The organism is Saccharopolyspora kobensis (assembly GCF_900108315.1).
Lineage (GTDB): Bacteria > Actinomycetota > Actinomycetes > Mycobacteriales > Pseudonocardiaceae > Saccharopolyspora > Saccharopolyspora kobensis.
The window spans coordinates 1,171,934-1,194,960 of the sequence record NZ_FNVB01000002.1 but is presented as its reverse complement, the minus strand read 5'-3'; the positions used below and the strand labels follow the sequence as shown (position 1 = coordinate 1,194,960).

General features: G+C 71.0%; 19 protein-coding genes. 11 read left to right on the top strand and 8 right to left on the bottom strand.

Annotated elements, in window-relative coordinates; all coding sequences use genetic code 11:
* Window positions 1-66: 66 nt before the first annotated feature.
* From C4T78_RS05310 to C4T78_RS05300, 3 genes are all read right to left on the bottom strand, one after another.
* Window positions 67-738: a MarR family winged helix-turn-helix transcriptional regulator gene (locus tag C4T78_RS05310; RefSeq protein WP_181138255.1), complete on the bottom strand. Its 672-nt coding sequence runs from the start codon at window positions 736-738 to the stop codon at window positions 67-69.
* 87 nt (window positions 739-825) lie between these two features.
* Window positions 826-1,779 carry a S1C family serine protease gene (locus C4T78_RS05305; RefSeq protein ID WP_093353048.1) on the bottom strand — a complete coding sequence of 318 codons (954 nt, stop codon included), beginning with the start codon at window positions 1,777-1,779 and terminating at the stop codon, window positions 826-828.
* A gap of 90 nt (window positions 1,780-1,869) precedes the next feature.
* On the bottom strand, window positions 1,870-2,649 hold the full coding sequence (locus tag C4T78_RS05300; protein WP_143185875.1) for a TerC family protein: 780 nt from the start codon (window positions 2,647-2,649) through the stop codon (window positions 1,870-1,872).
* A 234-nt stretch (window positions 2,650-2,883) separates the two neighbouring features.
* Between C4T78_RS05300 and C4T78_RS05295 the strand changes: the two genes are divergently transcribed.
* Window positions 2,884-3,570, top strand: a complete 687-nt coding sequence (locus C4T78_RS05295) for a GntR family transcriptional regulator (protein WP_093353042.1) — start codon at window positions 2,884-2,886, stop codon at window positions 3,568-3,570.
* Between the two features lie 45 nt (window positions 3,571-3,615).
* The gene (locus C4T78_RS05290) at window positions 3,616-4,215 is read left to right on the top strand and encodes a GNAT family N-acetyltransferase (protein ID WP_093353039.1); all 600 of its coding nucleotides are present in this window, start codon (window positions 3,616-3,618) and stop codon (window positions 4,213-4,215) included.
* Here C4T78_RS05290 and C4T78_RS05285 read toward each other — a convergent pair.
* From C4T78_RS05285 to C4T78_RS05270, 4 genes are all read right to left on the bottom strand, one after another.
* The gene (locus C4T78_RS05285) at window positions 4,173-5,303 is read right to left on the bottom strand and encodes an acyl-CoA dehydrogenase family protein (protein ID WP_093353036.1); all 1,131 of its coding nucleotides are present in this window, start codon (window positions 5,301-5,303) and stop codon (window positions 4,173-4,175) included. The genes C4T78_RS05290 and C4T78_RS05285 overlap by 43 nt on opposite strands.
* On the bottom strand, window positions 5,300-6,232 hold the full coding sequence (locus C4T78_RS05280) for a 2Fe-2S iron-sulfur cluster-binding protein (protein ID WP_093353033.1): 933 nt from the start codon (window positions 6,230-6,232) through the stop codon (window positions 5,300-5,302). The genes C4T78_RS05285 and C4T78_RS05280 overlap by 4 nt, the downstream gene beginning before the upstream one ends.
* Window positions 6,229-8,136 carry an NADH-ubiquinone oxidoreductase-F iron-sulfur binding region domain-containing protein gene (locus C4T78_RS05275; RefSeq protein WP_093353030.1) on the bottom strand — a complete coding sequence of 636 codons (1,908 nt, stop codon included), beginning with the start codon at window positions 8,134-8,136 and terminating at the stop codon, window positions 6,229-6,231. The genes C4T78_RS05280 and C4T78_RS05275 overlap by 4 nt, the downstream gene beginning before the upstream one ends.
* 82 nt (window positions 8,137-8,218) lie before the next feature.
* Complete coding sequence (locus tag C4T78_RS05270; protein WP_093353027.1) at window positions 8,219-10,126, bottom strand: molybdopterin oxidoreductase family protein; 1,908 nt, start codon at window positions 10,124-10,126, stop codon at window positions 8,219-8,221.
* A gap of 449 nt (window positions 10,127-10,575) precedes the next feature.
* On the opposite strand from C4T78_RS05270, the gene C4T78_RS05265 reads away from it, so the two are divergent.
* The 7 genes from C4T78_RS05265 (at window position 10,576) to C4T78_RS05235 (ending at window position 20,021) form a co-directional block, all read left to right on the top strand.
* The gene (locus C4T78_RS05265) at window positions 10,576-12,276 is read left to right on the top strand and encodes a thiamine pyrophosphate-binding protein (protein ID WP_093353024.1); all 1,701 of its coding nucleotides are present in this window, start codon (window positions 10,576-10,578) and stop codon (window positions 12,274-12,276) included.
* 179 nt (window positions 12,277-12,455) lie between these two features.
* Window positions 12,456-13,682 (top strand): formyl-CoA transferase, encoded by a 1,227-nt coding sequence (gene frc / locus C4T78_RS05260; RefSeq protein ID WP_093353021.1) that lies wholly within the window; start codon window positions 12,456-12,458, stop codon window positions 13,680-13,682.
* A gap of 2 nt (window positions 13,683-13,684) precedes the next feature.
* On the top strand, window positions 13,685-15,814 hold the full coding sequence (locus C4T78_RS05255) for an acetate--CoA ligase family protein (RefSeq protein WP_093353019.1): 2,130 nt from the start codon (window positions 13,685-13,687) through the stop codon (window positions 15,812-15,814).
* Window positions 15,815-15,984: 170 nt separating this feature from the next.
* The gene (locus C4T78_RS05250; protein WP_235863554.1) at window positions 15,985-17,472 is read left to right on the top strand and encodes an Nramp family divalent metal transporter; all 1,488 of its coding nucleotides are present in this window, start codon (window positions 15,985-15,987) and stop codon (window positions 17,470-17,472) included.
* Window positions 17,472-17,873, top strand: coding sequence for a hypothetical protein (locus C4T78_RS05245; protein ID WP_093353016.1), 402 nt, complete (start codon window positions 17,472-17,474; stop codon window positions 17,871-17,873). The genes C4T78_RS05250 and C4T78_RS05245 overlap by 1 nt, the downstream gene beginning before the upstream one ends.
* Window positions 17,874-17,880: 7 nt before the next feature.
* Window positions 17,881-18,720 carry a formate dehydrogenase accessory sulfurtransferase FdhD gene (fdhD, locus tag C4T78_RS05240; RefSeq protein WP_093353014.1) on the top strand — a complete coding sequence of 280 codons (840 nt, stop codon included), beginning with the start codon at window positions 17,881-17,883 and terminating at the stop codon, window positions 18,718-18,720.
* Window positions 18,717-20,021, top strand: coding sequence for an MFS transporter (locus C4T78_RS05235; RefSeq protein WP_093353011.1), 1,305 nt, complete (start codon window positions 18,717-18,719; stop codon window positions 20,019-20,021). The genes fdhD and C4T78_RS05235 overlap by 4 nt, the downstream gene beginning before the upstream one ends.
* Here the strand turns inward: C4T78_RS05235 and C4T78_RS05230 are convergent.
* Complete coding sequence (locus C4T78_RS05230; protein ID WP_093353738.1) at window positions 19,980-20,678, bottom strand: IclR family transcriptional regulator; 699 nt, start codon at window positions 20,676-20,678, stop codon at window positions 19,980-19,982. The two genes, C4T78_RS05235 and C4T78_RS05230, sit on opposite strands and share 42 nt — an antisense overlap.
* Before the next feature lie 101 nt (window positions 20,679-20,779).
* On the opposite strand from C4T78_RS05230, the gene C4T78_RS05225 reads away from it, so the two are divergent.
* Both C4T78_RS05225 and hpaB read left to right on the top strand, forming a co-directional pair.
* Window positions 20,780-21,292, top strand: a complete 513-nt coding sequence (locus C4T78_RS05225; protein WP_093146167.1) for a flavin reductase family protein — start codon at window positions 20,780-20,782, stop codon at window positions 21,290-21,292.
* A 14-nt stretch (window positions 21,293-21,306) separates the two neighbouring features.
* Entirely contained in the window at window positions 21,307-22,755 is a 1,449-nt protein-coding gene (gene hpaB, locus C4T78_RS05220) for a 4-hydroxyphenylacetate 3-monooxygenase, oxygenase component (RefSeq protein ID WP_093353008.1), read from the top strand.
* Window positions 22,756-23,027: the final 272 nt, after the last annotated feature.

The window sequence follows — 23,027 nt, the reverse complement described above, 5'->3', positions numbered from 1 at the left end:
CAGTGCCTGGCGGTGTTCAGCGCGGAGAACCGCTCGGTAACGGCAGCTCGGATCCCGCTCTGGGACTCAGACCTCGACCGGGCCGCCCAGCAGCCGGGAGAACACCTCGTACAGGTACTCCAGCTCCTCGCCCGAGAGCCGGTCGGCGAACGCGCGCTCGACCGCAGCCGCGTTCGTGCGGGCGGCATTGCGCACGAGCTTCTTCCCCTCCTCGGTGAGATCGACGTCCACCGCCCGGGAGTCGCCCTCCGCGCCGATCCGCACGACGAGTCCCCTGACCTCGAGCCTGTCGACGAGACGACTGAGCGCGCTCTGGCTCAAGATGACCCGGTCGGTGAGCTCCCGGAAGCCGATCCCGGCCGCGGGAACGTTGATCAGGGCGTCGAACTCGTTCAGCGAAAGACCGTGCTTGTTCGCCAGGTCGGCTTCGATCTCCTTCAGCACGGCGGCGTGGACTTCCATCATCGATCGCCACACCGCGACCTTGTGACGCCTCGACGCCTTCGCACCAGCCACCCGACCCACGATCACCCACCTTACCTCGGTGAACCGGCACCCATCCGCCGACACACCGACCGCTCCGGCAGCAGGGCGCGTTCGCAGACGCGCACCACCAGTCGTCAGGAACACCAGTCGATCTACCGGAATTTTCCATGCCCGCGCATCGAACAGGCCGCCTGCCCGCGACGATCTCGTCGACGGCCGGACCACTCGCGACGCCGACTGCTCCGGTCGCACCCCCGCACAGCAGAGCCGGGCGGAATCTGATCCTGGTTCCCCCGAGATGGGTCCAGACGGCATCGCCTCGGCCACGCGCTGCTCCGGTCAGCGCGGGCTGTCCAGGAGTTCCACCGGTTCGGCGATCACGTCCACGAGCGCTCCGCTGCGGGTCACGGTGATCTGCAGCGGCCGACCGATGGCCTCGGCGAACATGAGCCGCTGCAGCCCCTGGGCGTCGCGCACCGGGTTGCCGCCCGCGGTGAGCAAGAGGTCGCCGCGGTGCAGCCCGGCTCGCGCGGCCGGGCTGTGCGCGACCACGTCCACGACGCGCAGCCCGGTCTGCTGGCCGGTGCGTTCGACCAGTTCGTAGGGCAGCGGCGCCGGGGTGGTCACCAGGCCGAGGTAGGCGCGCCGGACCCGGCCGTGGCGGACCAGCGAATCGATGATGCGGCGGGTGGTGGCGTTGATCGGGATCGCCAGCCCGAGGCCCACCCCGGCGACCGCGGTGCTGATCCCCACCACGACGCCGCGCGAATCGGCCAGCGCCCCGCCGGAGTTGCCGGGGTTGAGCGCGGCGTCGGTCTGGATGACGTCCTCGATGATGCGGGCGGCCTGACCGCTGCGCGCGGGAAGCGATCTCCCGAGCCCGCTGACCACGCCCGCGGTGACCGAACCGGCCAGGCCGAGCGGGTTGCCGACCGCGACCACGAGCTGGCCGACCACCAGCCGGTCGCTGTCGCCCAGCACCACCGGCGGTGGCGTGCCGCCCACCGCGCGGACCACCGCCAGATCCGACAGCGGATCGGCGCCGATCACGGAGAACGGCGCGTCGGACCCGTCGGCGAAGCGCGCGGTGCCGCCATCGGCCCTGCCGAGGACGTGCGCGTTGGTGAGCAGGAAGCCGTCCTCGGTGAACACCACCGCCGAGCCGGTTCCCTCGCCCCGCTCATCTGCCGAGTGCAAGCTCGCCACGCTGGGCGTGATCGTGCGGGCCACCTGGGCCACGGTGCGCGAGTAGCCGTCCAGCGCGTCGAACGGGTCTTGCGGCGTCCCGGACATCACGACCTCCCACCGGAGTGCGTGCCTGCGCAACGCCGCGGAGAGCCGCTGGATTCCCGCTCTCGCGCCCGTTCGCCCTCGGCGTAGCGGTCAGCGCGCCGCCCGGCGCGCCGCGGTGATGGCGCCCAACGCGGCCACGGCCCCGACCATGCCGAGCGTCAGCAGCACGACCCGCGCGCCGTGCGCGGGCCCGCCTCCGCTCAACCCGGCCAGCACCGATTTCACCCCGATGAACACCAGCACCACCGCCAGCCCCACCGAGGCATCCGGCACCCGCGCCAGCAAGCCGCGCAGCAGCCCGAACAAGTGCCGGAACCCGACCAGCGCGAGCACACCCGCCACCAGCACCAGAGGCGCCGAGCCGGTCACCTCGCGGGTGGCAGCGGCCGACAGCAGCGCGAGGACGAGCGCGGCGAGCACCACCGCGGCCATGGCCAGGCGCGGAGCCAGCGGCCGGGGTGGGTGGCCCTCCCCGCGGAAGGCCCGCCAGGCCGCCCACAGCACAGCGGCGCCGAACACGACCGAGACGACACCGACCAGGGGCGCATCGGCGAAGGCCAGCGCACCTCGGGCCAGCACACCGACGACCACGACCACCGCGACGGTCTCCATCCCGGCTGCCACCGACAGCAGCACGGCCAGCAGATCCACCGTCGCGGCCAGCGAGGTCGCCCAGCCGGCGAAGAACTGCGCGGCGGCACCGGACCCGCTGGCGCCGAGGAGCACCGCGCCGACCAGCGCGGCCACCAAGAGCTGCGCGAAGAGCAGCAGGGTGCAGCGGCGCAGCGACCGGCCCCGTCCGGCTGCGGTCAGATCCCAGGCGACGAGGGCGAGCAGGATTCCCGCCGCCGACAACGAAATCGCAGGCACGCCCACAAGCGCCTCCGGTTCGGGAGCGATCGGCACCCCGATGGCCGACATCGGCCCCGCACTGCCGTTCTAGACCTGCCGGACCGGCGATGTCCAGCGCCGGCAAGGCGATCCATCCGTTCGGCGCAGCGACCGTCCTCTGTGGAACGTTGTCGACCCGGACGAAGATGACATACTGTATGCTAAATCCATCGGGCAAAACACCCGCGCCCCCGACCGACCCCGGAGCTGCGCATGTCGTTGACCTCGAAACCGCCGCAGGGCCTGGCCGCCCGCCAGGTCGCGCGTCCGGTGCCGCTGCGCGACACCGTCTACGAGGCCATCCTGGAGCTGATCGTCACCGGCGAGCTCAAGCCGGGCCAGCACCTGGTGGAGAAGGAGCTCGCCGAGCTGCTCGGGGTGTCGCGGCAGCCGGTGCGCGAGGCGCTGCAGTGGCTCAAGAAGGACGAGTGGGTGGACCTGCGGCCCGGCTTCGGCGCCTTCGTGCACAGCCCCACTCCGGAGGAGGCCGACCAGCTGCTGAGCGTGCGCACCCTGCTGGAGGCCGAATCCGCCCGGCTGGCGGCGCTGAACTCCACCAAGGAGGGCATCGCCGAGCTCAAGCAGATCTACAAGCGCGGTGTGCAGGCGCTCAAGGCCGACGACGTGGAGGCGGTGGTGGCGGCCAACGCCGAGCTGCACGCCCGGATCACCGAGATGTCCGGCAACAAGGTGCTCGGCGAGCTGGCGGCGCGGATCAACCGCCGGGTCCGCTGGTACCACACCCCGGTGGCCAAGTCGCGCGGCAAGAAGTCGTGGGACGAGCACTCCGCCCTGATCGACGCGATCGCCAAGAAGGACGCCGAGCGCGCCGCGCAGCTGATGCGCGAGCACACCGAGCACACCCGCGAGTCCTACCTCGCGCAGAACTCCGAGAGCTGAGCCGGATCCGCCGGTGGCGGGCGCCGCAGCGGATAGGGTCGCACCGTGTTCACGGTTACCGCGCCGATCACCACCGACCGGCTGCTGCTGCGCCCGTTCACCCCCGACGACGTCGACGACGTCTGGGCCTACCAGCGGCAGCCCGAGGTCGCCCGGCACCTGCTGTGGGAGGCCCGCGACCGGGCGCAGACCGAAGCGGCGGTCGAGCAGATGGTCCGCGAGACGACGCTGGCCGACGACGGCGACTGCCTGAGCCTGGCCGCCGTGCTGCCGGAGACCGACCAGATCGTCGGCCAGGTGGAGCTCGTCTGGCGCAGCCGGGAGGACCGGCAGGGCGAGGTGGGGTACGTGTTCAACCCCGACTTCCACGGCAAGGGCCTGGCCACCGAAGCCGCCCGGGCGCTGCTGCGGCTCGGCTTCGAAGGGCTGGACCTGCACCGGATCTTCGGCCGCTGCTCGGCGCACAACCTGGCCTCCGCCAAGCTGATGGAGCGCCTGGGGATGCGCCGCGAGGCGCACTTCGTGGAGAGCATGCGCATCAGGGGCTCTTGGCGCGAGGAGCTGGTCTACGCGATGCTCCAGCGCGAGTGGGCGGCCACCGCTCAGCCCAGCAGCGGCAGGTCGCAGAGGATCCGGCCCAGGTAGTCCAGCGCCGCGTCGACGGGGAACTGGCCGTAGGTCGCGGCGTGGGCGTCGCGGAAGCGGCGTTCGACGCCGAAGTCCTTGCGGAAGGCGAACTGCCCGCAGACCTTCATGCCGAGCTCGGCGACCCGCACCGCGCTCTCACCCGCCGTGGCCCGCAGCTGCAGCAACCGCCGCTGCGCCTCGGCCGGTTCCTGCCAGGTCGCCCGCACCGCGTCGGACAGCTGCAAGCGGACCACGTCGATCCGGGTCTGCATCCGCGCCAGGTCAGCCCGCACTTCCGGCTGCCGCGGCGGCGGTTCCTGCCAGCGCGCCCACGATGGCTGCGGGCCGTTGACGCACTCGATCGACCGCTGCACCACCGATTCCGCCAGTCCCAGCGCCAGGGCCGCGTTCAACGCGCACAGCCACGGCAGGACCGTCGTCAGCACGGCCTCCACTCCGCCGCCGTCAGCGCCGAGCATCGCCGAGGCGGGCACCTGCACGGGATCCCCGGTGATCGTGGCCGTCGCACTCCCGCGCAGGCCGACCCCCTCGGGTCGCGCCGGGACGCACATCCCCGGCGCGGAGGCGGGCACCAGCCACAGCGTGCTGGCTCCCGAGGGACCCACCGCGCGGCTGGACCACACGTAGCTGTCGGCTTCGCCCGCCGCGGTCACCCAGTTCTTGCGGGCGTGCAGGTCGACCACGCCGCCGTGCTCGCGAGGCCGGGCGACCGGTGCGAAGGGCCTTCCTTCCTCGGCCAGCGCGAGCGTGCTCAGGTGGCGGCCCGCCGCGATCTCGCGCAGCAGGGCCGGTTCGGCGTGTTCGGCGAGCACCGCCACGGCGGCGAAGTGCGCCTGCAGCACGGCAGCGGTCGAGCCGCATACCCGGGCGACTTGCCTGACGACCTGGGCCGCTTCGGCCAAGCCGTGCCCGCCGCCCCCGCACCTGATCGGCAGCGTCAGGCCGAGGACGCCCGCCCGGCCGAGCGCGTTGATCACCGGGCGGGGGAACCGGCCCAGGTCGTCGGCGTCGCGGCCGGCCGCTCCGGCCAGCGTGCGCAGGACGCGATCGACGCCGCTGAGGTGGTTGCCCGCCCGGCCCGTCATGGCCGCGGTTCCCGGTTCTGCACGTGCTGCCAGCCGAACCGGCCCTTGATGCACAGGTTCCCGTGCCCGACCGAGCTGTCGTGCGGCGAGGTCACCCGCACGATCTCGTTGTCCTGGGTGTGCAGCGTGACGTTGCAGCCCACGCCGCAGTAGGTGCACACCGTGGTGGTCCGCCGCTGCCTGGACTCGTCCCAGGTGCCCTCGGCGCGCATGTCGAACTCCGTCTTGAAGCTCAACGCGCCGGTCGGGCAGACCTCGATGCAGTTGCCGCAGTAGACGCAGGCCGATTCCGGCAGCGGAGCGGCGAACTCGGTGGAGATCCGCGCGTCGAAACCGCGACCGGCCACCGCGATCGCGAAGGAGTTCTGCCACTGCTCACCGCAGGCGTCCACGCACTTGTAGCACAGGATGCACTTGCCGTAATCGCGGACGTAGAGGTCGTTGTCGACCTTGGCGGGCTGGTGCACGGTCGCCGCGACCGAGCCGTCCGGTGCCTCGTGCTCGCCCGGCGGGCGCTCGTCGCGGTCCTCGGCCGGGGCCGGCGGGCCGAACCGCGCGGGGTCGGCGCCGTACTCGGCCATCCAGCCCGCGACCTCCGGCGTGCTCGACAGGTCAGCGGAGGAGCCGAGCAGTTCCAGCACGAGCTTCCTGCTGTGCCGGGTGCGCTCGGAGTCGGTGCGCACCACCATCCCGTCGGTGATCCGCCGGGAGCAGGCGGGCACCAGGGTTCGCGAACCCTCGACCTCCACCATGCACATCCGGCAGGCGTTGCGCGGGCGCAGCGTGTCGCCCCAGCACAGCGTCGGCACCTCGATGCCCAGCGCGGTGCACGCGTCGAGGATGGTCGAGCCCTCCGGCACGCTGACCGGCTGGCCGTCCAGGGTGAACTCGACCAGCCGGCGCGGGAGTCCCAGATCAACAGCCGTCATGCTTGTTCCGCCTCTCCGCGATTCGCAGTGGTGGTCGCGTCCGAGCTCGTCCTTGCGTTGGAGGTTTCCGGTGGCCGGGTTGCGTCGCGATCCCCCGGAGTGCGGTCGGGCGGCTGCGCGGCGGTGAAGGTGCCGAGCCGGTCCAAAGCTGATTCCACCGCGTTCCAGGCGGTCTGCCCCAGCCCGCAAATGGAGGAATCGCGCATCGCCCGGCCGACTTCGCGCAACAGCGCCAGGTCCTCGGCGCCATCGCCGCGGTCGCGCACGAGCCGCTGCAGCGCTTCCTCCTGGCGCACGGTGCCCACCCGGCACGGCACGCACTGGCCGCAGGACTCGTCCCGGAAGAACGCGGCGATGCGCAGCAGCAGCGCGGGCAGGTCCGCGGTGTCGTCGAAGACGAGCACGACCCCCGACCCGAGCGTGGCACCGGCTTCCCGCACCGCTTCCAGGCTCAGCGGCAGGTCGAGCTGATCGGGACCGACGAACCCGCCCGCCGCGCCGCCGAGCAGCACCGCGCGCAGCCGCCGGTCCTGCTCGACGCCACCGGCGAGGTCGAGCAGCTGCCGCAGCGTGGTGCCGAAGGGAACCTCGTACACGCCGGGTCGCCGCACGTTGCCGGACAGGCAGAACAGCCGCGTGCCGGTGGAGTCCGCGGTGCCGGTGCGGGCGTACTCCGCGCCGCCCCCGGTGAGGATCAGCGGTACGTTGATCAGCGTTTCGACGTTGTTGACCACCGTGGGCTTGCCGAACAGGCCCTGCTCCACCGGGAACGGCGGCTTGCTGCGCGGTTCGCCGCGATAACCCTCGATGGAGTTGAAGATCGCGGTCTCCTCGCCGCAGATGTAGGCACCGGCGCCCCGCCGGATCTCCACGTCGAAGTCGAACTCCTCCCGGCCGAGGATGCTGCGCCCCAGCAGACCGCGCTCGCGCGCCTGGTCGATGGCGTTGCGCAGGCGGCGCACCGCCCTCGGGTACTCGCCGCGGATGTAGAGGTAGCCGCGACGGCAGCCGGTGGCGAACCCGGCGATGGTCATGGCCTCGATGACCGCGAACGGATCCCCCTCCATGACCACGCGGTCCTTGAAGGTGCCCGGCTCGCTCTCGTCGGCGTTGCACACCAGGTAGTGCGGTTGGGCCGGTTGCCCGGCGGTGGCCTCCCACTTGCGGCCGGTCGGGAACGCCGCGCCGCCCCGCCCGGTCAGCTTGGCCTCGCTGACCTGCCGGACGACCTCGGCCGGGCCGATCTCCAAGGCCCGGCGCAGCGCGAGGTAGCCGCCGTGCGCGCGGTAGTCGTCGAGGCTCTCCGGATCGACCGCACCGATCCGCCGCAGCAGCCGCAGCGAGGCGTCACCGGCCTGCGGTACCGATTCGCGCGCAGGCGGCTCCTGATCTCCATCGACCGGGCCGGACACCACAAGGTCCACAGTGGATTTCTCGGACGCCGGTGCGAGCAGCTGCGTCCGCGCCGGATCACCGGCCTGGAACGCCAGCGCCGCGGGCGCCCGCTCGCACACCCCGAGGCACGGGCTGCGCAGCCACATCACCTCGCCGCTCGCCTCCACCGATTCCAGCGCCGCGCACAGCTGCGCCGACCCGCGAGTCCGGCACGCCAGGTCGTCGCAGACGTGCACCACCCGCGGTGGTCGCGGCCGCAACGCGAACAACGCGTAGAAGCTGGCCACGCCGTAGGCCTCGGCCGGCGGGATGGACAGCCGTTCGCAGATGTGGTTCAGCGCGCCCCGGCTGATCCAGCCGACCCGGTCGTTGACCGCGTGCAGCGCGGGCAGCAGCTGGTCGCGCCCGTGACCCGGCCCGCGCCCGTTGCCGCCGGGCGGGCCGAGCAGCGCGTCGACCGCGGCCCTCTCGACATCCGTCGGTGTGTCGTTGAGCAAGTGCAGATCCACCGCGCCTCCTCGCGCCCGAGATCCCGAACCGCCATCACCCGGTACCACGTCGATCTCGTACGAAACCGACCGCTCCCCCGCCTCAGACGGCGGATTCGGCGGGGAGCTTGTCGACTCGGATCGCCGAGGCCTTGTACTCGGCGGTGCCGGCCACCGGGTCGGTGGCCTCGATGGTGATCAGGTTGACGTCCACCTCGTCCGGGAAGTGGAAGGTCATGAACGCCAGCCCCGGCCGCAGCCCCTCGTCCAGCCGCACCGGCGCCACGATCGAGCCGCGCCGCGAGGAGATCTGCACCTTCTCCCCGGCCACCACGCCGAGCCGTTCGGCATCGGCGGGGCACAGGTCGATGGTCTCCCCGCGCCGCATCGGCGAGCTGAAACCGCCCGACTGCACACCGGTGTTGTAGGAGTCCAGCCGCCGCCCGGTGGTCAGGCGCAGCGGGTACTCCTCGCTGAGCTCGTCCACCGGCGGGCTGTGCCGCACCGGCGCGAACGTCGCGGGCTCGCCGCGCTCGGCGGGATCCTCCGCCCACAACCGGCCGTGCAGGTAGGTCGGTTCGAGCTCGTCCTCGGAGTAGCACGGCCACTGGATGCCGCCGAGGTCGGCGAGCCGCTGGTAGCTCATCCCCCGGTGCATCGGCGAGAGCGCCCGCATCTCGTCCCACACCTGCTCGGCGGATTCGTAGTGCCAGTCGTGGCCCAGCCGCCGCGCGATCTCGCAGATGATGTCGATGTCGTCGCGCGCCTGCCCCGGCGGATCCAGCGCCTTGCGCACCCGCTGGACGCGCCGCTCGCTGTTGGTGAAGGTGCCGTCGCTCTCGCACCAGGCCGCCGATGCGGGCAGCACCACGTGCGCCTGCTGCGCGGTCTTGGTCAGGAAGATGTCCTGCACCACCAGGTGCTCCAGGTTCTGCATCCGCTTGAGGGTGCGGCCGGAGTCGGCCTCGGACTGCACCGGGTTCTCACCGATGGCGTACACCGCGGTCAGCTCGCCGCGGTCCATGGCCTCGAACATCTGCGTCAGGTGCCAGCCGTAGCGGGGCGGGATGCTCGATCCCCACGCCGCGTCGAACTTGGCCCGCACCTCCGGCAGCAGGATGTCCTGGAAACCCGGCAGCCGGTTCGGGATCGCGCCCATGTCGCCGCCGCCCTGCACGTTGTTCTGCCCGCGCAGCGGGTTCAGCCCGGCGCCGTAGCGGCCGACGTGCCCGGTCAGCAGCGAGAGGTTGATCAGCGACAGCACGTTGTCGGTGCCGTTGTGGTGCTCGGTGATGCCCAACGTCCAGCACAGCTGCGCGCGGTCGGCCCGGGCGTAGGCCTGCGCGAGCTCCTCGATGAGTTCGGCGGGAACCCCGGTCTCCAGCGCGGCGACCTCCGGCGTCCACTGCTCGACCTCGGCGGCGTAGGCCTCGAAGCCGCTGGTGGCCCGATCGACGAAGGACCGGTTGACCAGTCCGGAGCTGATGATCTCCCGGCCGATGGCGTGCGCCAGCGCGATGTCGGTGCCGACGTCGAGCTGCAACCACCGGTGCGCCCACTTGGCGGTGCTGGTGCGCCGGGGATCCACGACGTAGAGCTTGGCGCCGCGGTGCACCGCCTTGAGCACGTGGTGGAAGAAGATCGGGTGCGCCTCGCGGGCGTTGGAGCCCCACATCACGATGACGTCGGCGTCCTCGATCTCCTGGTAGGACGAGGTGCCGCCGCCGCTGCCGAAGACCTGGGCCAGGCCCGCCACGCTCGGCGCGTGGCAGGTCCGGTTGCAGGAGTCGACGTTGTTGGTCCCGATGACCGCCCGGGCGAACTTCTGCGCCACGTAGTTCATCTCGTTGGTGGAACGGGCGCAGGAGAACACGCCGAAGGCGTCCGGGCCGCGGGATTCGATGGTCCGCGCGATCCCCTCGGCCGCGCGGTCCAGGGCTTGCGCCCACGACGCGGGCCGCAGCTCGCCGCCGTCGCGCACCAGGGGCTCGGTCAACCGGGTGTAGCTCATTGCTGCCTCCTCGGTTCGGAGATCGCGCAGATCCGCTCGTGGTGCGACACCGGTGTTTTCGCGCGGAATCACCACCCGGCCGGACCAACACCGGGACCGGTCCGGCGACGCGCTCCTCCAGATCTCGCAACGCGGGAGTCCCATGCTCGCCCGCCGGTCGGCCACCGGCCATCCGCCGTTCGATGGCAATGTCGGCGGTGCTCCAACGCGGCTGAACAGGCCGGAACCATCCCGGACATCCGCCAGAGCATGCAGTATACAGTATGTCAACACTCGGGAAAACCACCGGCCGATCGACTCGTGGCTCCACTTAGGACGGACGGGGCCTGCATCCGGGCGACCGGGTATGGACAACCGGCCACTCGCTGCGGTATCCCTGGAATCGCCTCATACGGTATGCAGTATGGAGCCGACCGCAGCCCGTTCCCCCCGAGAGGACGAGAGCGCTCATGGCCCAGACATCACCCGAGCAAGCAGGCGCAGCAGAGCTGATCTCCGGCGGTCACCTGGTCGCCAAAGCGCTCCGAGCAGAAGGCGTGGACACCATCTTCACGCTCTGCGGCGGGCACATCATCGACATCTACGACGGATGCGCGGACGAGGGCATCGAGGTCATCGACGTCCGCCACGAGCAGGTCGCCGCGCACGCCGCCGACGGCTACGCCCGCGTCACCGGCCGGCCCGGCTGCGCCGTGGTGACCGCGGGACCGGGCACCACCGACGCGGTCACCGGCGTGGCCAACGCCTTCCGCGCGGAGAGCCCGATGCTGCTCATCGGCGGCCAGGGCGCGCTGTCGCAGCACAAGATGGGATCGCTGCAGGACCTCCCGCACGTGGACATGATGGCGCCGATCACCAAGTTCGCCGCCACCGTCCCGCACACCGAGCGCGTCGCCGACATGGTGTCGATGGCCTTCCGGGAGTGCTTCCACGGCGCACCCGGCCCGTCGTTCCTGGAGATCCCGCGCGACATCCTCGACGCGAAGGTGCCGGTGGACCGGGCCCGCATTCCGCTGGCCGGCGGCTACCGCGCCTCCACCCGCTCGGCGGGCGATCCCGACGCCGTGGAGAAGCTGGCCGACCTGCTGGTCAAGGCGGAGAAGCCGTGCATCCTGCTGGGCAGCCAGACCTGGACGTGCCGGGCCACCGACTCGGCGGTCAAGCTGGTGCGCGAGCTCAACCTGCCCGCGTTCATGAACGGCGCCGGACGCGGCACCCTGCCACCGGCCGACCCGCTGCACTTCCAGCTCGCCCGCAGGCACGCCTTCGGCAACGCCGACCTGATCATCATCGTGGGCACCCCGTTCGACTTCCGGATGGGCTACGGCCGCCGCCTCTCCCCCGACGCCACCGTGGTGCAGATCGACCTCGACTACCGGACGGTGGGCCGCAACCGGGACATCGACCTGGGCATCGTCGGCGACGCCGACGCGGTGCTCACCGCGCTGGCCCAGGCCACCTCCGGTCGGCTCGACAACGGCGCGGGCAAGCGGGAGAGCTGGATCCGCGAACTGCGCGAGGTGGAGACGGCGGCCTACGAGAAGCGGTTGCCGCGCCAGCTCTCCGACTCCTCCCCCATCGACCCGTACCGGCTGGTCCACGAGATCAACGAGTTCCTCACCGAGGACTCCCGCTACATCGGCGACGGCGGCGACATCGTCACCTTCTCCGGCCAGGTCATCCAGCCCAAGGCACCCGGTCACTGGATGGATCCCGGCCCGCTGGGCACCCTCGGCGTCGGGCTTCCCTTCGCGATGGCCGCCAAGCACGCCCGCCCCGACGAGGAGGTGGTGTGTCTGTTCGGCGACGGCGCGTTCAGCCTCACCGGCTGGGACTTCGAGACGATGGTGCGCTTCGGCCTGCCGTTCATCGGGATCGTGGGCAACAACTCCTCGATGAACCAGATCCGCTACGGCCAGATCGCCAAGTACGGCGCGGACCGCGGCCGGATCGGCAACACCCTCGGCGACGTGGAGTACAGCAAGTTCGCCCAGATGCTGGGCGGCTACGGCGAAGAGGTCCGCGAACCCGGCGAGATCGGCCCTGCCCTGCGCCGCGCCCGGGAGTCCGGCAAGCCGTCCCTGATCAACGTGTGGGTCGATCCCGACGTCTACGCCCCGGGAACCATGAACCAGACGATGTACAAGTGAGAACTCGTCGTTTCCAGACCCGCCTCGCCCGGCGGTGCCGGTAGCGGAACCTCAGCGCCCGCCCGGCTTCGCGCAGGACAGCCGTCCTCGCCAGGCGAGCGCTGAGAACCCGCGGCGGTGCGAGCGCCGCAGGTGGGCCAAGCGGCTCCGCCGCTTCGAAGACAGAAGAGGTACTTGAGATGAGCGCTCTGGAAGGTGTCCGGGTGCTGGACATGACGCACGTCCAGTCCGGGCCGTCCGCGACGCAGGTGCTGGCCTGGCTCGGCGCCGACGTGGTCAAGCTGGAGGCGCCGACCGGCGACATCACCCGCAGGCAGCTGCGCGACGTCGACGACGCCGACAGCCTGTACTTCACCATGCTCAACTGCAACAAGCGCAGCATCACGCTGAACATGAAGTCCGAGCGCGGCAAGGAGATCTTCACCCGGCTGGTCGCCGAATCCGACGTGCTGGTGGAGAACTTCGGACCGGGCACGGTGGACCGGATGGGCTTCCCGTGGGAACGGCTGCGGGAGATCAACCCGCGCCTGGTCTACGCCTCCATCAAGGGCTTCGGCGACGGCCCCTACACCCACTTCAAGGCCTACGAGGTCGTCGCCCAGGCGATGGGCGGTTCGATGAGCACCACCGGCCTGGAGGACGGGCCGCCGCTGGCCACCGGAGCGCAGATCGGCGACTCCGGCACCGGGATCCACACCGTCGCGGGCATCCTCGCCGCCCTGCTGCAGCGCGAGCGCACCGGCCGCGGGCAGCGCGTTTCGGTGGCGATGCAGCACGCGGTGCTCAACCTGTGCCGCGTCAAGCTGCGCGACCAGCAGCGGCTGGCGCGCGGACCGCTGCGCGAGTACCCCAACGCCGGCTTCGGCGACGAGGTGCCGCGGTCGGGCAACGCCTCCGGCGGCGGGCAGCCCGGCTGGGCGGTGCGCTGCAAGCCGGGCGGGCCCAACGACTACCTCTACGTCATCGTCCAGCCGCAGGGCTGGGCGCCGATCGCTCGGCTGATCGGCAGGCCCGAGCTGATCGAGGACCCGGAGTGGGCGACCCCGGAGGCCCGCCTGTCCAAACTGGACAAGATGTTCGCCTTGATCGAGGAGTGGACGCTCGGCCAGGACAAGTGGTCGGCGCTGGCGGCGCTCAACGAGCACAACGTGCCGTGCGGTCCGATCCTGTCCACCAAGGAGATCATCGAGGACAGCTCGCTGGCCGACAACGACATGATCGTCACCGTCGACCACCCGGAGCGGGGCCCGTTCCGCACCGTCGGCTGCCCGATCAAGCTGTCCGACTCCCCGGTGCGGATCGACCGCTCCCCGCTGCTCGGCGAGCACACCGCCGAGATCTTCCAGGAACGGCTGGGCATCGGTGCGGCCGAGCTGACCGAGCTCAAGGCGAACGGGGTGATCTGAGGATGGCACACGAGAAAGCCCGCGTGCGGGAAGTGCTGGACGCGGTCCGGGCAGCGGGCCGCACCGCGCTCACCGCGCCGGAGGCCAAGCAGCTCTGCGACGCCTACGGCATCCCCACCGCCGGTGAAGGCCTGGCGACCAGCGCGGATGAAGCGGTGGCGCTGGCCAGCGAGATCGGCGGACCGGTGGCGCTCAAGATCGTCTCCCCGGACATCCTGCACAAGACCGACGCGGGCTGCGTGCTGGTGGGCGTTTCCGGGGACGAAGCGGTGCGCAGCGGCTACGCGGAGATCCTGGCCAACGCGCACGCCTTCACCGAGAACCCGGCCATCGCCGGGGTGCAGGTGCAGCAGGTGGTCAGCGGCCTGGAGGTGATCGTCGGCGCGACCACCGATCCGACCTTCGGCAAGGTGGTCGCGTTCGGGCTCGGCGGGATCCTGGTGGAGGTGCTCAAGGACGTCACCTTCCGGCTCGCGCCGCTCTCCCCCGGACAGGCCCGGTCGATGCTCGACGACATCGCCGCGGCCGAGGTGCTGCGCGGTGCGCGCGGTGGTGAACCGGTCGACGCGGCGGCGCTGGCCGACGTGCTGCGCCGGGTCTCCGAGCTGGTCGACGACTTCCCGGAGATCGGCGAGCTCGACCTCAACCCGGTCTTCGCCACCGCCGCCGGAGCCGTCGCCGCGGACGTGCGGATCGTGCTGGCCACCGAGCCGGAGGAGGCACCGCCGCAGCGCTCTCAGGAGGAGATCCTGCAGGCGATGCGGCGGCTGATGAACCCGGGCAGCGTTGCCGTGATCGGTGCGTCCAACGAGGACGGCAAGATCGGCAACTCGGTGATGAAGAACCTGATCAACGGCGGCTACGCCGGCGAGATCCACCCGGTCAACCCGAAGGCCGACGAGATCCTGGGCCGCACGGCCTACCGGAGCATCACCGACGTGCCGGGACCGGTGGACGTGGCGGTGTTCACGGTGCCGGCCAAGTTCGTGGCGGCGGCGCTGGAGGACTGCGGGCGCAAGGGCGTCGCTGCGGCGGTGCTCATCCCCTCCGGCTTCGCCGAGACCGGCAACCAGGAGCTGCAGGACGAGGTCGTCGCGGTCGCCCGCAAGCACGGCATCCGGCTGCTCGGACCGAACATCTACGGCTACTACTACACGCCGCAGAACCTGTGCGCGACGTTCTGCACGCCCTACGACGTGCGCGGCGGGGTCGCGCTGACCTCGCAGAGCGGCGGCATCGGGATGGCCATCCTCGGCTTCAGCCGCACCACCAAGATGGGCGTGTCGGCGATCGTCGGGCTGGGCAACAAGTCCGACGTGGACGAGGACGACCTGCTGACGTTCTTCGAGCAGGACGAAAACACACACTGCGTGGCCATGCACCTGGAGGACCTCAAGGACGGCAGGGCCTTCGTCGAAGCCGCCCAGCGGGTGACCAAGAAGAAGCCGGTGGTGGTGCTCAAAGCCGGGCGCACGGACCTGGGCGCGCGGGCGGCCAGCTCGCACACCGGTGCGCTGGCAGGCAACGACAAGGTCTACGACGACGTCCTGCGCCAGTCCGGGGTGGTCCGGGCGCCGGGGCTCAACGAGATGCTGGAGTACGCGCGCGGCATCCCGGTGCTGCCCACCCCGAAGGGCGAGAACGTCGTCATCATCACCGGTGCCGGCGGCTCCGGCGTGCTGCTGTCGGACGCCTGCGTGGCCAACGGCCTGCGGCTGATGGACATCCCGCCGGACCTGGACGCGGAGTTCCGCCGCTACATCCCGCCGTTCGGCGCCGCGGGCAACCCGATCGACATCACCGGTGGCGAACCGCCCAGCACCTACGAGGCCACCATCCGGCTCGGGCTGCGGGATCCGCGCATCCACGCGCTGATCCTCGGCTACTGGCACACCATCGTCACGCCGCCGATGGTGTTCGCCGAGCTGGCCGCGCGGGTCGCCGAGGAGGCGCGCGCCGACGGCGTGGACAAACCGATCGTGGTGTCCCTGGCCGGGGACACCGAGGTGGAGAAGGCCGCCGACTACCTGTACGACCACGGCATCGTCGCCTTCCCCTACACCACCGAGAAGCCCGTCGCTGTCCTCGGCGCCAAGTACCAGTGGGCCAGGGCGGCCGGACTCCTCGACTGACGCCACCCGGGGCCCGCGCCCCGGATGACGCCGAGCACCACCCGAAAGGCCTGATCAGGCACTTGCCACTGCGGGGTGCGCGGATTCTCTCCTCGTGCCCCGCAGCGGACGGGAGGCGCCTGATCACCACGTGTGAGCACAGCGAATCCCGAAGGGCGAGGAGGTCCGGTGTGGACGCTGAGAAGGCGCCGGGGAGAGATTCAGAACCGGTCATAGCGAGCAAGGTCTGGAAGGCGGGCCGGCTGGAACCGATGCCGATCCGCGCGTTGCCCGAATCGCCGCCGTCGATCCACCTGCTCGGCCCGACCGTGTTCCTGGTCGCGCTCGGGGTCGGCATGGGCGAGTCCTACATGTGGCCCCGGCTGGTGCTGGTCTTCGGCCCGGAGATCCGGTGGCTGTTCCTGATCGGCGTCACCCTGCAGGCCGTGGTGATGCTGGAGATGGCCCGCTACGCGATGGCCACCGGGGAGAGCATCTTCTCCGGCGCGGCGCGGGTGGCCAAACCGGTGATGTGGTTCTTCTTCGTCACCGCGATCGCCGTCTACATCTGGCCCGGGCACCTCTCGGCCGGAGCGGCCGCGCTGGAGGAGATAACCGGGGTGCCGTGGGTGGTCTCGGCGTGCATCGGGCTGCTGCTGGTGGGCGTGATCTTCACGCTGGCCAAGGTGATCTACGACCTGCTGGAGAACGTGCTGTCGGTGCTGATCGGGCTGCTGGTGGTGGGCACCGCCGTGGTGGCCGCGATGGTAGGCAACCTCGCGGACCTGACCAGCACGCTCACCGGCATGTTCCACTTCGGCTACTTCCCCGCCGAGGCGATGTCGCCGACCTGGTTCCCGATCGTCGTCGGCGCGGTCGCCTTCGCCGGGCCGTCGGGCATGCAGCAGATGTGGTACACCCTGCACCTCCGGGACAAGGGCGCCGGGATGGGCGCGCACATCCCGAGCATCCGCGGCCTGCGGCACGCGGGCGAGGAGGAGGCGATGCCCTCCCGCGGGTTCATGTTCGACACCGAGGATCCCGAGGAGCTGCGCAAGTGGCGGGGCTGGCGGCGGTGGGTCACCTTCGACGCGCTGCTGCTGTTCTGGGGCATCACCATGCTGGTGACGATCTCGTTCACCGTGCTGGCGCAGTCCGCGGCCCGGGAGAACCCGGACGTGCGCGGGCTGATCGAGTCCGGTGAGCGGGAGGCATCGCTGACCGCGATGGCCGACGCCTTCACCTCGGCGGGCGGCCCGGTGCTGGGCTCGGTGTTCCTCGGGTTCATCGCGCTGATCGGGCTCAACGCCACGCTCGGGCTGTTCGACTCGTTCTCCCGCGGGCAGGCCGACATGACGTACAACTTCGTGCCCGGGGCGCGGCGGTTCCGGATGTCGCACCTGTACGCGGCGTTCCTGTGGGGCGTGATCCTCTTCGGCATCGCGATCCTGCTGTTCGGCCCGGCCGACGGTCCTGGCGCGATCCTGGACGTGCTGGCGTTCCTGTCCACCTTCGCGATGGGCGCCTACTGCGTGGTGCTGCTGCTGGTGAACAACCGGATGCTGCCACGCCCGATCCGGCCGAAGTGGTGGAGCAACGCGATCATCGGCTTCGGCGCGGTGTTCTACCTGGGGTTGCTGTTCTACAGCCTGTTCGCCTTCGGCGTGGTCGTGAGCTGATGATCACGACGAAGCAGGTCCTCGCGCCGGGGCTGGTGATCGGCGTGGTCGGCGCGCTCTTCGCCGACGGATTGGCGGTGCTCAGCGGTGTGCCCGCCGGCTGGGCCGTGGTCACCGCGGTCGCGCTCGGCGTGCCGCTGGCGGCGTTCGGTGCCGGGTGCAGCGCCCTGCGGGCGCGCGGGGTGCTGCGCGGCGGTGCGTTCGCGCCGGTGGCGCTGTACTGGCTGCTCGCGTTCCCGCTGGCGCGGCTGGTGCAGGAGGTCGTCACCGGCCTGGTGCTGGCCGGGCGGCTCGTACTGCCGCCGCAGCTGGCGGCGTTCCTGGTCTACCAGGCGCTGATCAGCGTCGGGTTCGCGATCGGGTTCGTGTGGGTGCAGGAGCGGATGTGGCGGAGCGGGTGAGCAAGCGGTGGGACGAGTAACCAGCAGGCGGCGGGTGGTGAAGCTCCGCGACGGGGCCCGGCGGATCCGGCCGGACACCCTCGTCACCGAGGAACCGCTGGAGATCCGGCTCGGCGGCCGGCCGCTGACGGTCACCATGCGCACTCCGGGCGATGATTTCGACCTGGCGGCCGGTTTCCTGGTCAGCGAAGGAGTCGTGCGCCGCACCGAGGAGATCGTGAGCATCCGCTACTGCGCGGGCGCCACCGACGACGGGTCGAACACCTACAACGTGCTCGACGTCGCGCTGGCGCCCGGCGTGGCGCTGCCGGAGACCTCGTTGCAGCGCAACTTCTACACCACCTCCTCCTGCGGGGTGTGCGGGAAGGCCAGCCTCGACGCGGTGCGCACCGTGGCGAACTGGCCGGTCCGCGACGACCCGGCAGCGCTGGGACCGCAGTTGCTGACGGCGCTTCCGGACCGGTTGCGGGCCGCGCAGCGGGTTTTCGACCGCACCGGTGGACTGCACGCCAGCGGTCTGTTCGGGCTCGACGGGGCGCTTCGCTGCGTGCGCGAGGACGTCGGTCGGCACAACGCGGTGGACAAGGTCGTCGGGTGGGCGCTGCGCTCCGGGCGGCTGCCGCTGTCCGGGAGCGTGCTCGTGGTCAGCGGCCGGGCGTCGTTCGAGCTGGTGCAGAAGGCGGTGATGGCCGGGATTCCGGTGCTCGCCGCGGTCTCCGCACCGTCGTCGCTGGCGGTGGACCTGGCCGCGGAATCCGGGCTGACGCTGGTCGGATTCCTGCGCGGCAGCAGCATGAACGTCTACACCGGGGCGCACCGGCTGGGGTTGTCGGAGGCACGGGCATGATCGGTCTGCACACGCCGGGCCGGGAGGTCCGCGACCACCACGGCCGCCGCTACCGGCTCGGCGAGCACCCGAGCGAGCTCATCGGGCGCTCCCGGAGTGCGGTGCTGTGGTTGTGCTGGTTGCCGATGCTGCTCGTCGGCACCATGCAGTACGCCTACGGTTCGCTGGTGCCCGGTCTGGTCGTGGCGGGGCTCGCCCGCGATGAGCTGTTCTGGGCGCTGGCGGGCTGGGCCGTGTGCCAGGCGGGTGCCGGGCTGCCGGCCGCCCACCTCCGCCAGCGCAACCGCATCGGCCCGCGAACCGCACTGGTGGTGGGCGCTTTCCTGAGCGCGGGAGGGGTGTTGAGCCTCGCCCACTCGGCGTCCGCGCCTGGCCTGCTCGTCGGGTACTCGGTGCTGGGCGGTACCGGGGCGGGGCTGGTCTACGCGGCGTGCACGTCGACTGCGGGCAAGTGGTTCCCGGAGCGCGCTGCGGCGCGGGTCGGCTTCGTCACCGGGGCGTTCGCCTACGGTTCGGTGCCGTTCGTGCTGTGGCTGCCGGTGAACGCGGTGGCGTTGGACGCCTTCGCGGTGGCGCTCCTGGTGGCGGTGCTCGGGTGCGGTCTGCTGCTGGCCGATCCTCCGAAGCACTGGTGGCCTGCGCACGTCGATCCGCGTCGGTGGGCCTTGACCAGGCCGAAGCCTCCTGCTGTGCGGGAGTTCTCGGCTCTCGAGGCGCTGCGCACGCCGACGCTGCCCGTGCTGGCGGCGTGTCTGTTCTGCGCTGCCACCGCCTCGCTGTTCGACGCAGCGTTCCTGGCGTTGCACGCGGGCGTTCCCGTGTTCGCCGTGTTCATCGCGATCAACGGTGCGGGCCGGGCGCTGGCGATCCCGGTCGCCGATCGAATCGGCTGCCGCCGCACGCTCGGCTGGGTGGTGGCCGTCCAGGCTGCCGGGCAGGTGGTGCTGCTGGTCGGTGTCGCGCAGGGCTCGGTCGCGCTGCTGCTCGCCGGAGCTGCTGCGGCAGGGGTTGGCGGCGGGGCCTGCTACCCGCTGTCCGCTGCGTTGGCCCGCGAGTACTTCGGCGAGCACAGCGTTGAAGTGCACGGACTGGTCTACAGCGCCAAGGCTGCCAGCGGCGTGGTCGGGATCGGCTTGGGCGCAGTGGTCATCGCGCAGTGGGGCTTCCCCGTCGCGCTGCTGGGGGCTGCGGCGTTGGCGCTGTCCGGCGCTGTCCTCTGTGGAGCGCTGCGGCGACCGGGGTTGCCGAAGACGCTGCCCTCACCCGATCTGCGCGCCGATGGCGTTCGCGGCGGCCTGTAGCCGCTCGGCGACGTCTTCCGGCGAGCGGTCGCTCGACACGTAGACGACGGCCACCGCCGCGCAGGTCGGCGCGCGCGAGGCGATCGGCACCGCCACCGACGACAGGCCCGGGATCACTTCGTCGTGGCTGGTCGCGTAGCCCTGCTGCCGCGCCTGCGCCACGCGCTCCACGACGTCCGCACCCATGCCCTCGGTGCCCAGCAAGGTCAGCAAAGCCACTCCGGGCGCTCCTTGCTCTAACGGGTGGCGGGTGCCCGGGTGCTCGGCGACGGTCCCTGCCGCGCGGCGGGGTTCGACACTGGCGAGCGTGATGCACTCGCCGTGGTCGTGCACGACCACGAAGCACGTCATGCGCAGGTCCGCTGCGACTGCGGCGAGTTCGGGGACCGCGACGCTCTGCAGGTCGCGCGAGACGCCGTGCGCCAGCACCGCCAAGCCCGCGCCCGGCGCGCAGCGGCCGGCGGAGTCCCTGGCGACCAGGCGGTGGTCCTCCAAAGTGCGCACGATCCGGTAGACGATCGAGCGGTGCACGCCGAGCTCGGCCGCCAGCTCGTCGATGGTGCGCGGCCGGTCCGCCGCGGCCAGCACTTCCAGGACCTGGATGCCGCGGGAGAGCGTCTGCGACCGCGCCCCGTCGTTCTTCGCCCGTTCGACCATGTCGGCGAACATAGCCGCCCACCCCTTGTGCTGCCGCTCACAGCCCACTAGCGTTCTCAAATAGAACTGGTCGTTCGATTATAGAACTCAGGTGGTCCGAGATGGCACGTCCCCGCACGGCCCGCTCCCCGGCCGACACCCAACGGCGGCTCCGCTCCTGCCTCGGCAGGTTCGCCACCGGCGTCACCGTGATCACCTTCGACGGCCCGAGCGGACGGCACGGGTTCACCGCGAACTCCTTCACCGGGGTGTCGATGGACCCACCGCTGGTGCTGGTCAGCGTCGCCAACGCCGCCAAGGCGCACCGCGAGCTGCCGGAGCGGCCGTTCACCGTCAACGTGCTCGGAGCCGAGCAGCAGGCGCTCGCCCTGCACTTCGCCGGACGTCCGCAGGCCGAACCCGCCTGGGACGACACCGGCTCGGCCCCGAAGCTGGTGGGCGCGCTGGCGCACCTCGAATGCCGCCCGTGGCGCACTTGCGAGGCCGGCGACCACACGCTGCACATCGGCGAGGTCGTCGACTTCGACTACCGCGGCGGCGACCTGCTCGGCTTCGCCAACAGCCGCTTCACCACCATCACCGAACCCCTGCTCGGCATGGAAAACCTGCTCTGAACCTGGAGGCAACAATGGGCGCCCGTTCCGGACAGCAGTACCTCGACGACCTCGCGCAGCGGCGCATCCACGTCCAGATCGACGGCGAGACCGTCACCGGAAACACGCCGGACCACCCCGCTTTCGCCGGCGTGGCGCGCACCTACGCGGAACTGTTCGACATGCAGGTCAGCCCCGAGCACCGCGACGTGCTGACCTACGAGTCCCCTACCTCCGGCGACCGCGTCGCCACCTCGTTCCTCGTTCCTGAGAACGACGAAGACCTGCGGCGCAGGCGGGAGTCGTTCCGCACCTGGGCCAACTACACCGGCGGCATGCTCGGCCGCACCGGCGACTACCTCAACAGCGCCCTCATGGCGCTCAGTCAGGCCAAGTCCTGGTTCGGCCAGGCCGACCCGGCCTTCGGCGACAACATCGAGCGCTACTACGAGAAGGTCCGCGAAGAAGACCTCCTGTGCACCCACACGCTGATCCCGCCCCAGGTCAACCGCAGCGTCGGCGGCGGTCAGCAGGGCGGCGGGGCGCTGATGGCGCACGTGGTCCGCGAGGACGACAGCGGAATCGTGGTCCGCGGCGCCCGCATGCTGGCGACCGTCGCCCCGATCGCCGACGAACTGCTGGTCTTCCCGTCGACGGTCCTGCGCGGAACCCCCGAGGACGAGCCCTACTCGTTCGCCTTCGCCATCCCCACCGACGCCCCCGGCCTGCGTTTCCTGGCCCGGCAGCCGCTGCACGCCAACCGCAGCAAGTTCGACGAACCGCTGGCCGCGCGCTTCGAGGAGAGCGACTGCGTGGTCATCTTCGACGACGTCCACGTCCCGTACGAGCGCGTGTTCGTCCTGCGCGACACCGACCTGTGCAACGGCTTCTACACCCGCACGAGCGCGACGACCCACATGACCCACCAGGTCGTCACCCGCACGGTCGCCAAGAGCGAGTTCTTCCTCGGCCTGCTCACCGAGCTGGCGGACGCCATCGGCATCGACGGCTTCCAGCACATCCAGCAGGACCTGGCGGAAGCGATCACCACGGTCGAGATCGGCAAGGCGCTGCTCCAGTCGGCGGAATCCCAGGCGGCCAAGAACGAGTTCGGCGTCCACAGCCCGCTGTGGACCCCGCTGAACACAGCTCGCAACTGGTACCCGAAGGCCTCCCAGCGCCTCCCCGAGATCGTCCGCAAGTTCTCCGCGAGCGGCCTCATGGGCCTCCCGGCCGAACAGGACGTCTTCGGCGCGGCCCGCGAGGACGTGGAAACCTACCTGCAGGGCAAGTCGATCGACGGCCCGGACCGGGTGCGCCTGTTCAAGCTCGCCTTCGACGCGAGCACCTCCGCCTTCGCCGGTCGGCAGAACCTCTACGAGCACTTCTTCTTCGGAGACCCGGTCCGGATGGCCGGGGCGTTCGTCGGGTCCTACGACGACGGAGCGGTCCGGAAGCGGGTGCAGGACTTCCTGCACCGGTGATCCCGGCCAGCGGCCGTCGTGCGGCTCTCCCGCACGACGGCCGCTGCTTTGTCCCGGGACGCTTGGTGGTTGGGGTTGGGGTTCTTCTTCCGTCCTATTAGGACTTGCGAGTCTTCACGTTTGCGCCTGCGCGTAGGTCAACGACACGCCGAGCCATCCCCCGTCTTCTTCGAAGAATTTATGCTGCTAGGCAAGGGTTTTCGCGTTTGACGAGTGTTGTGTTCACCTGATTGTGGGACGGTTATTTGCTCGAAACCACGTTCGATCCTTGG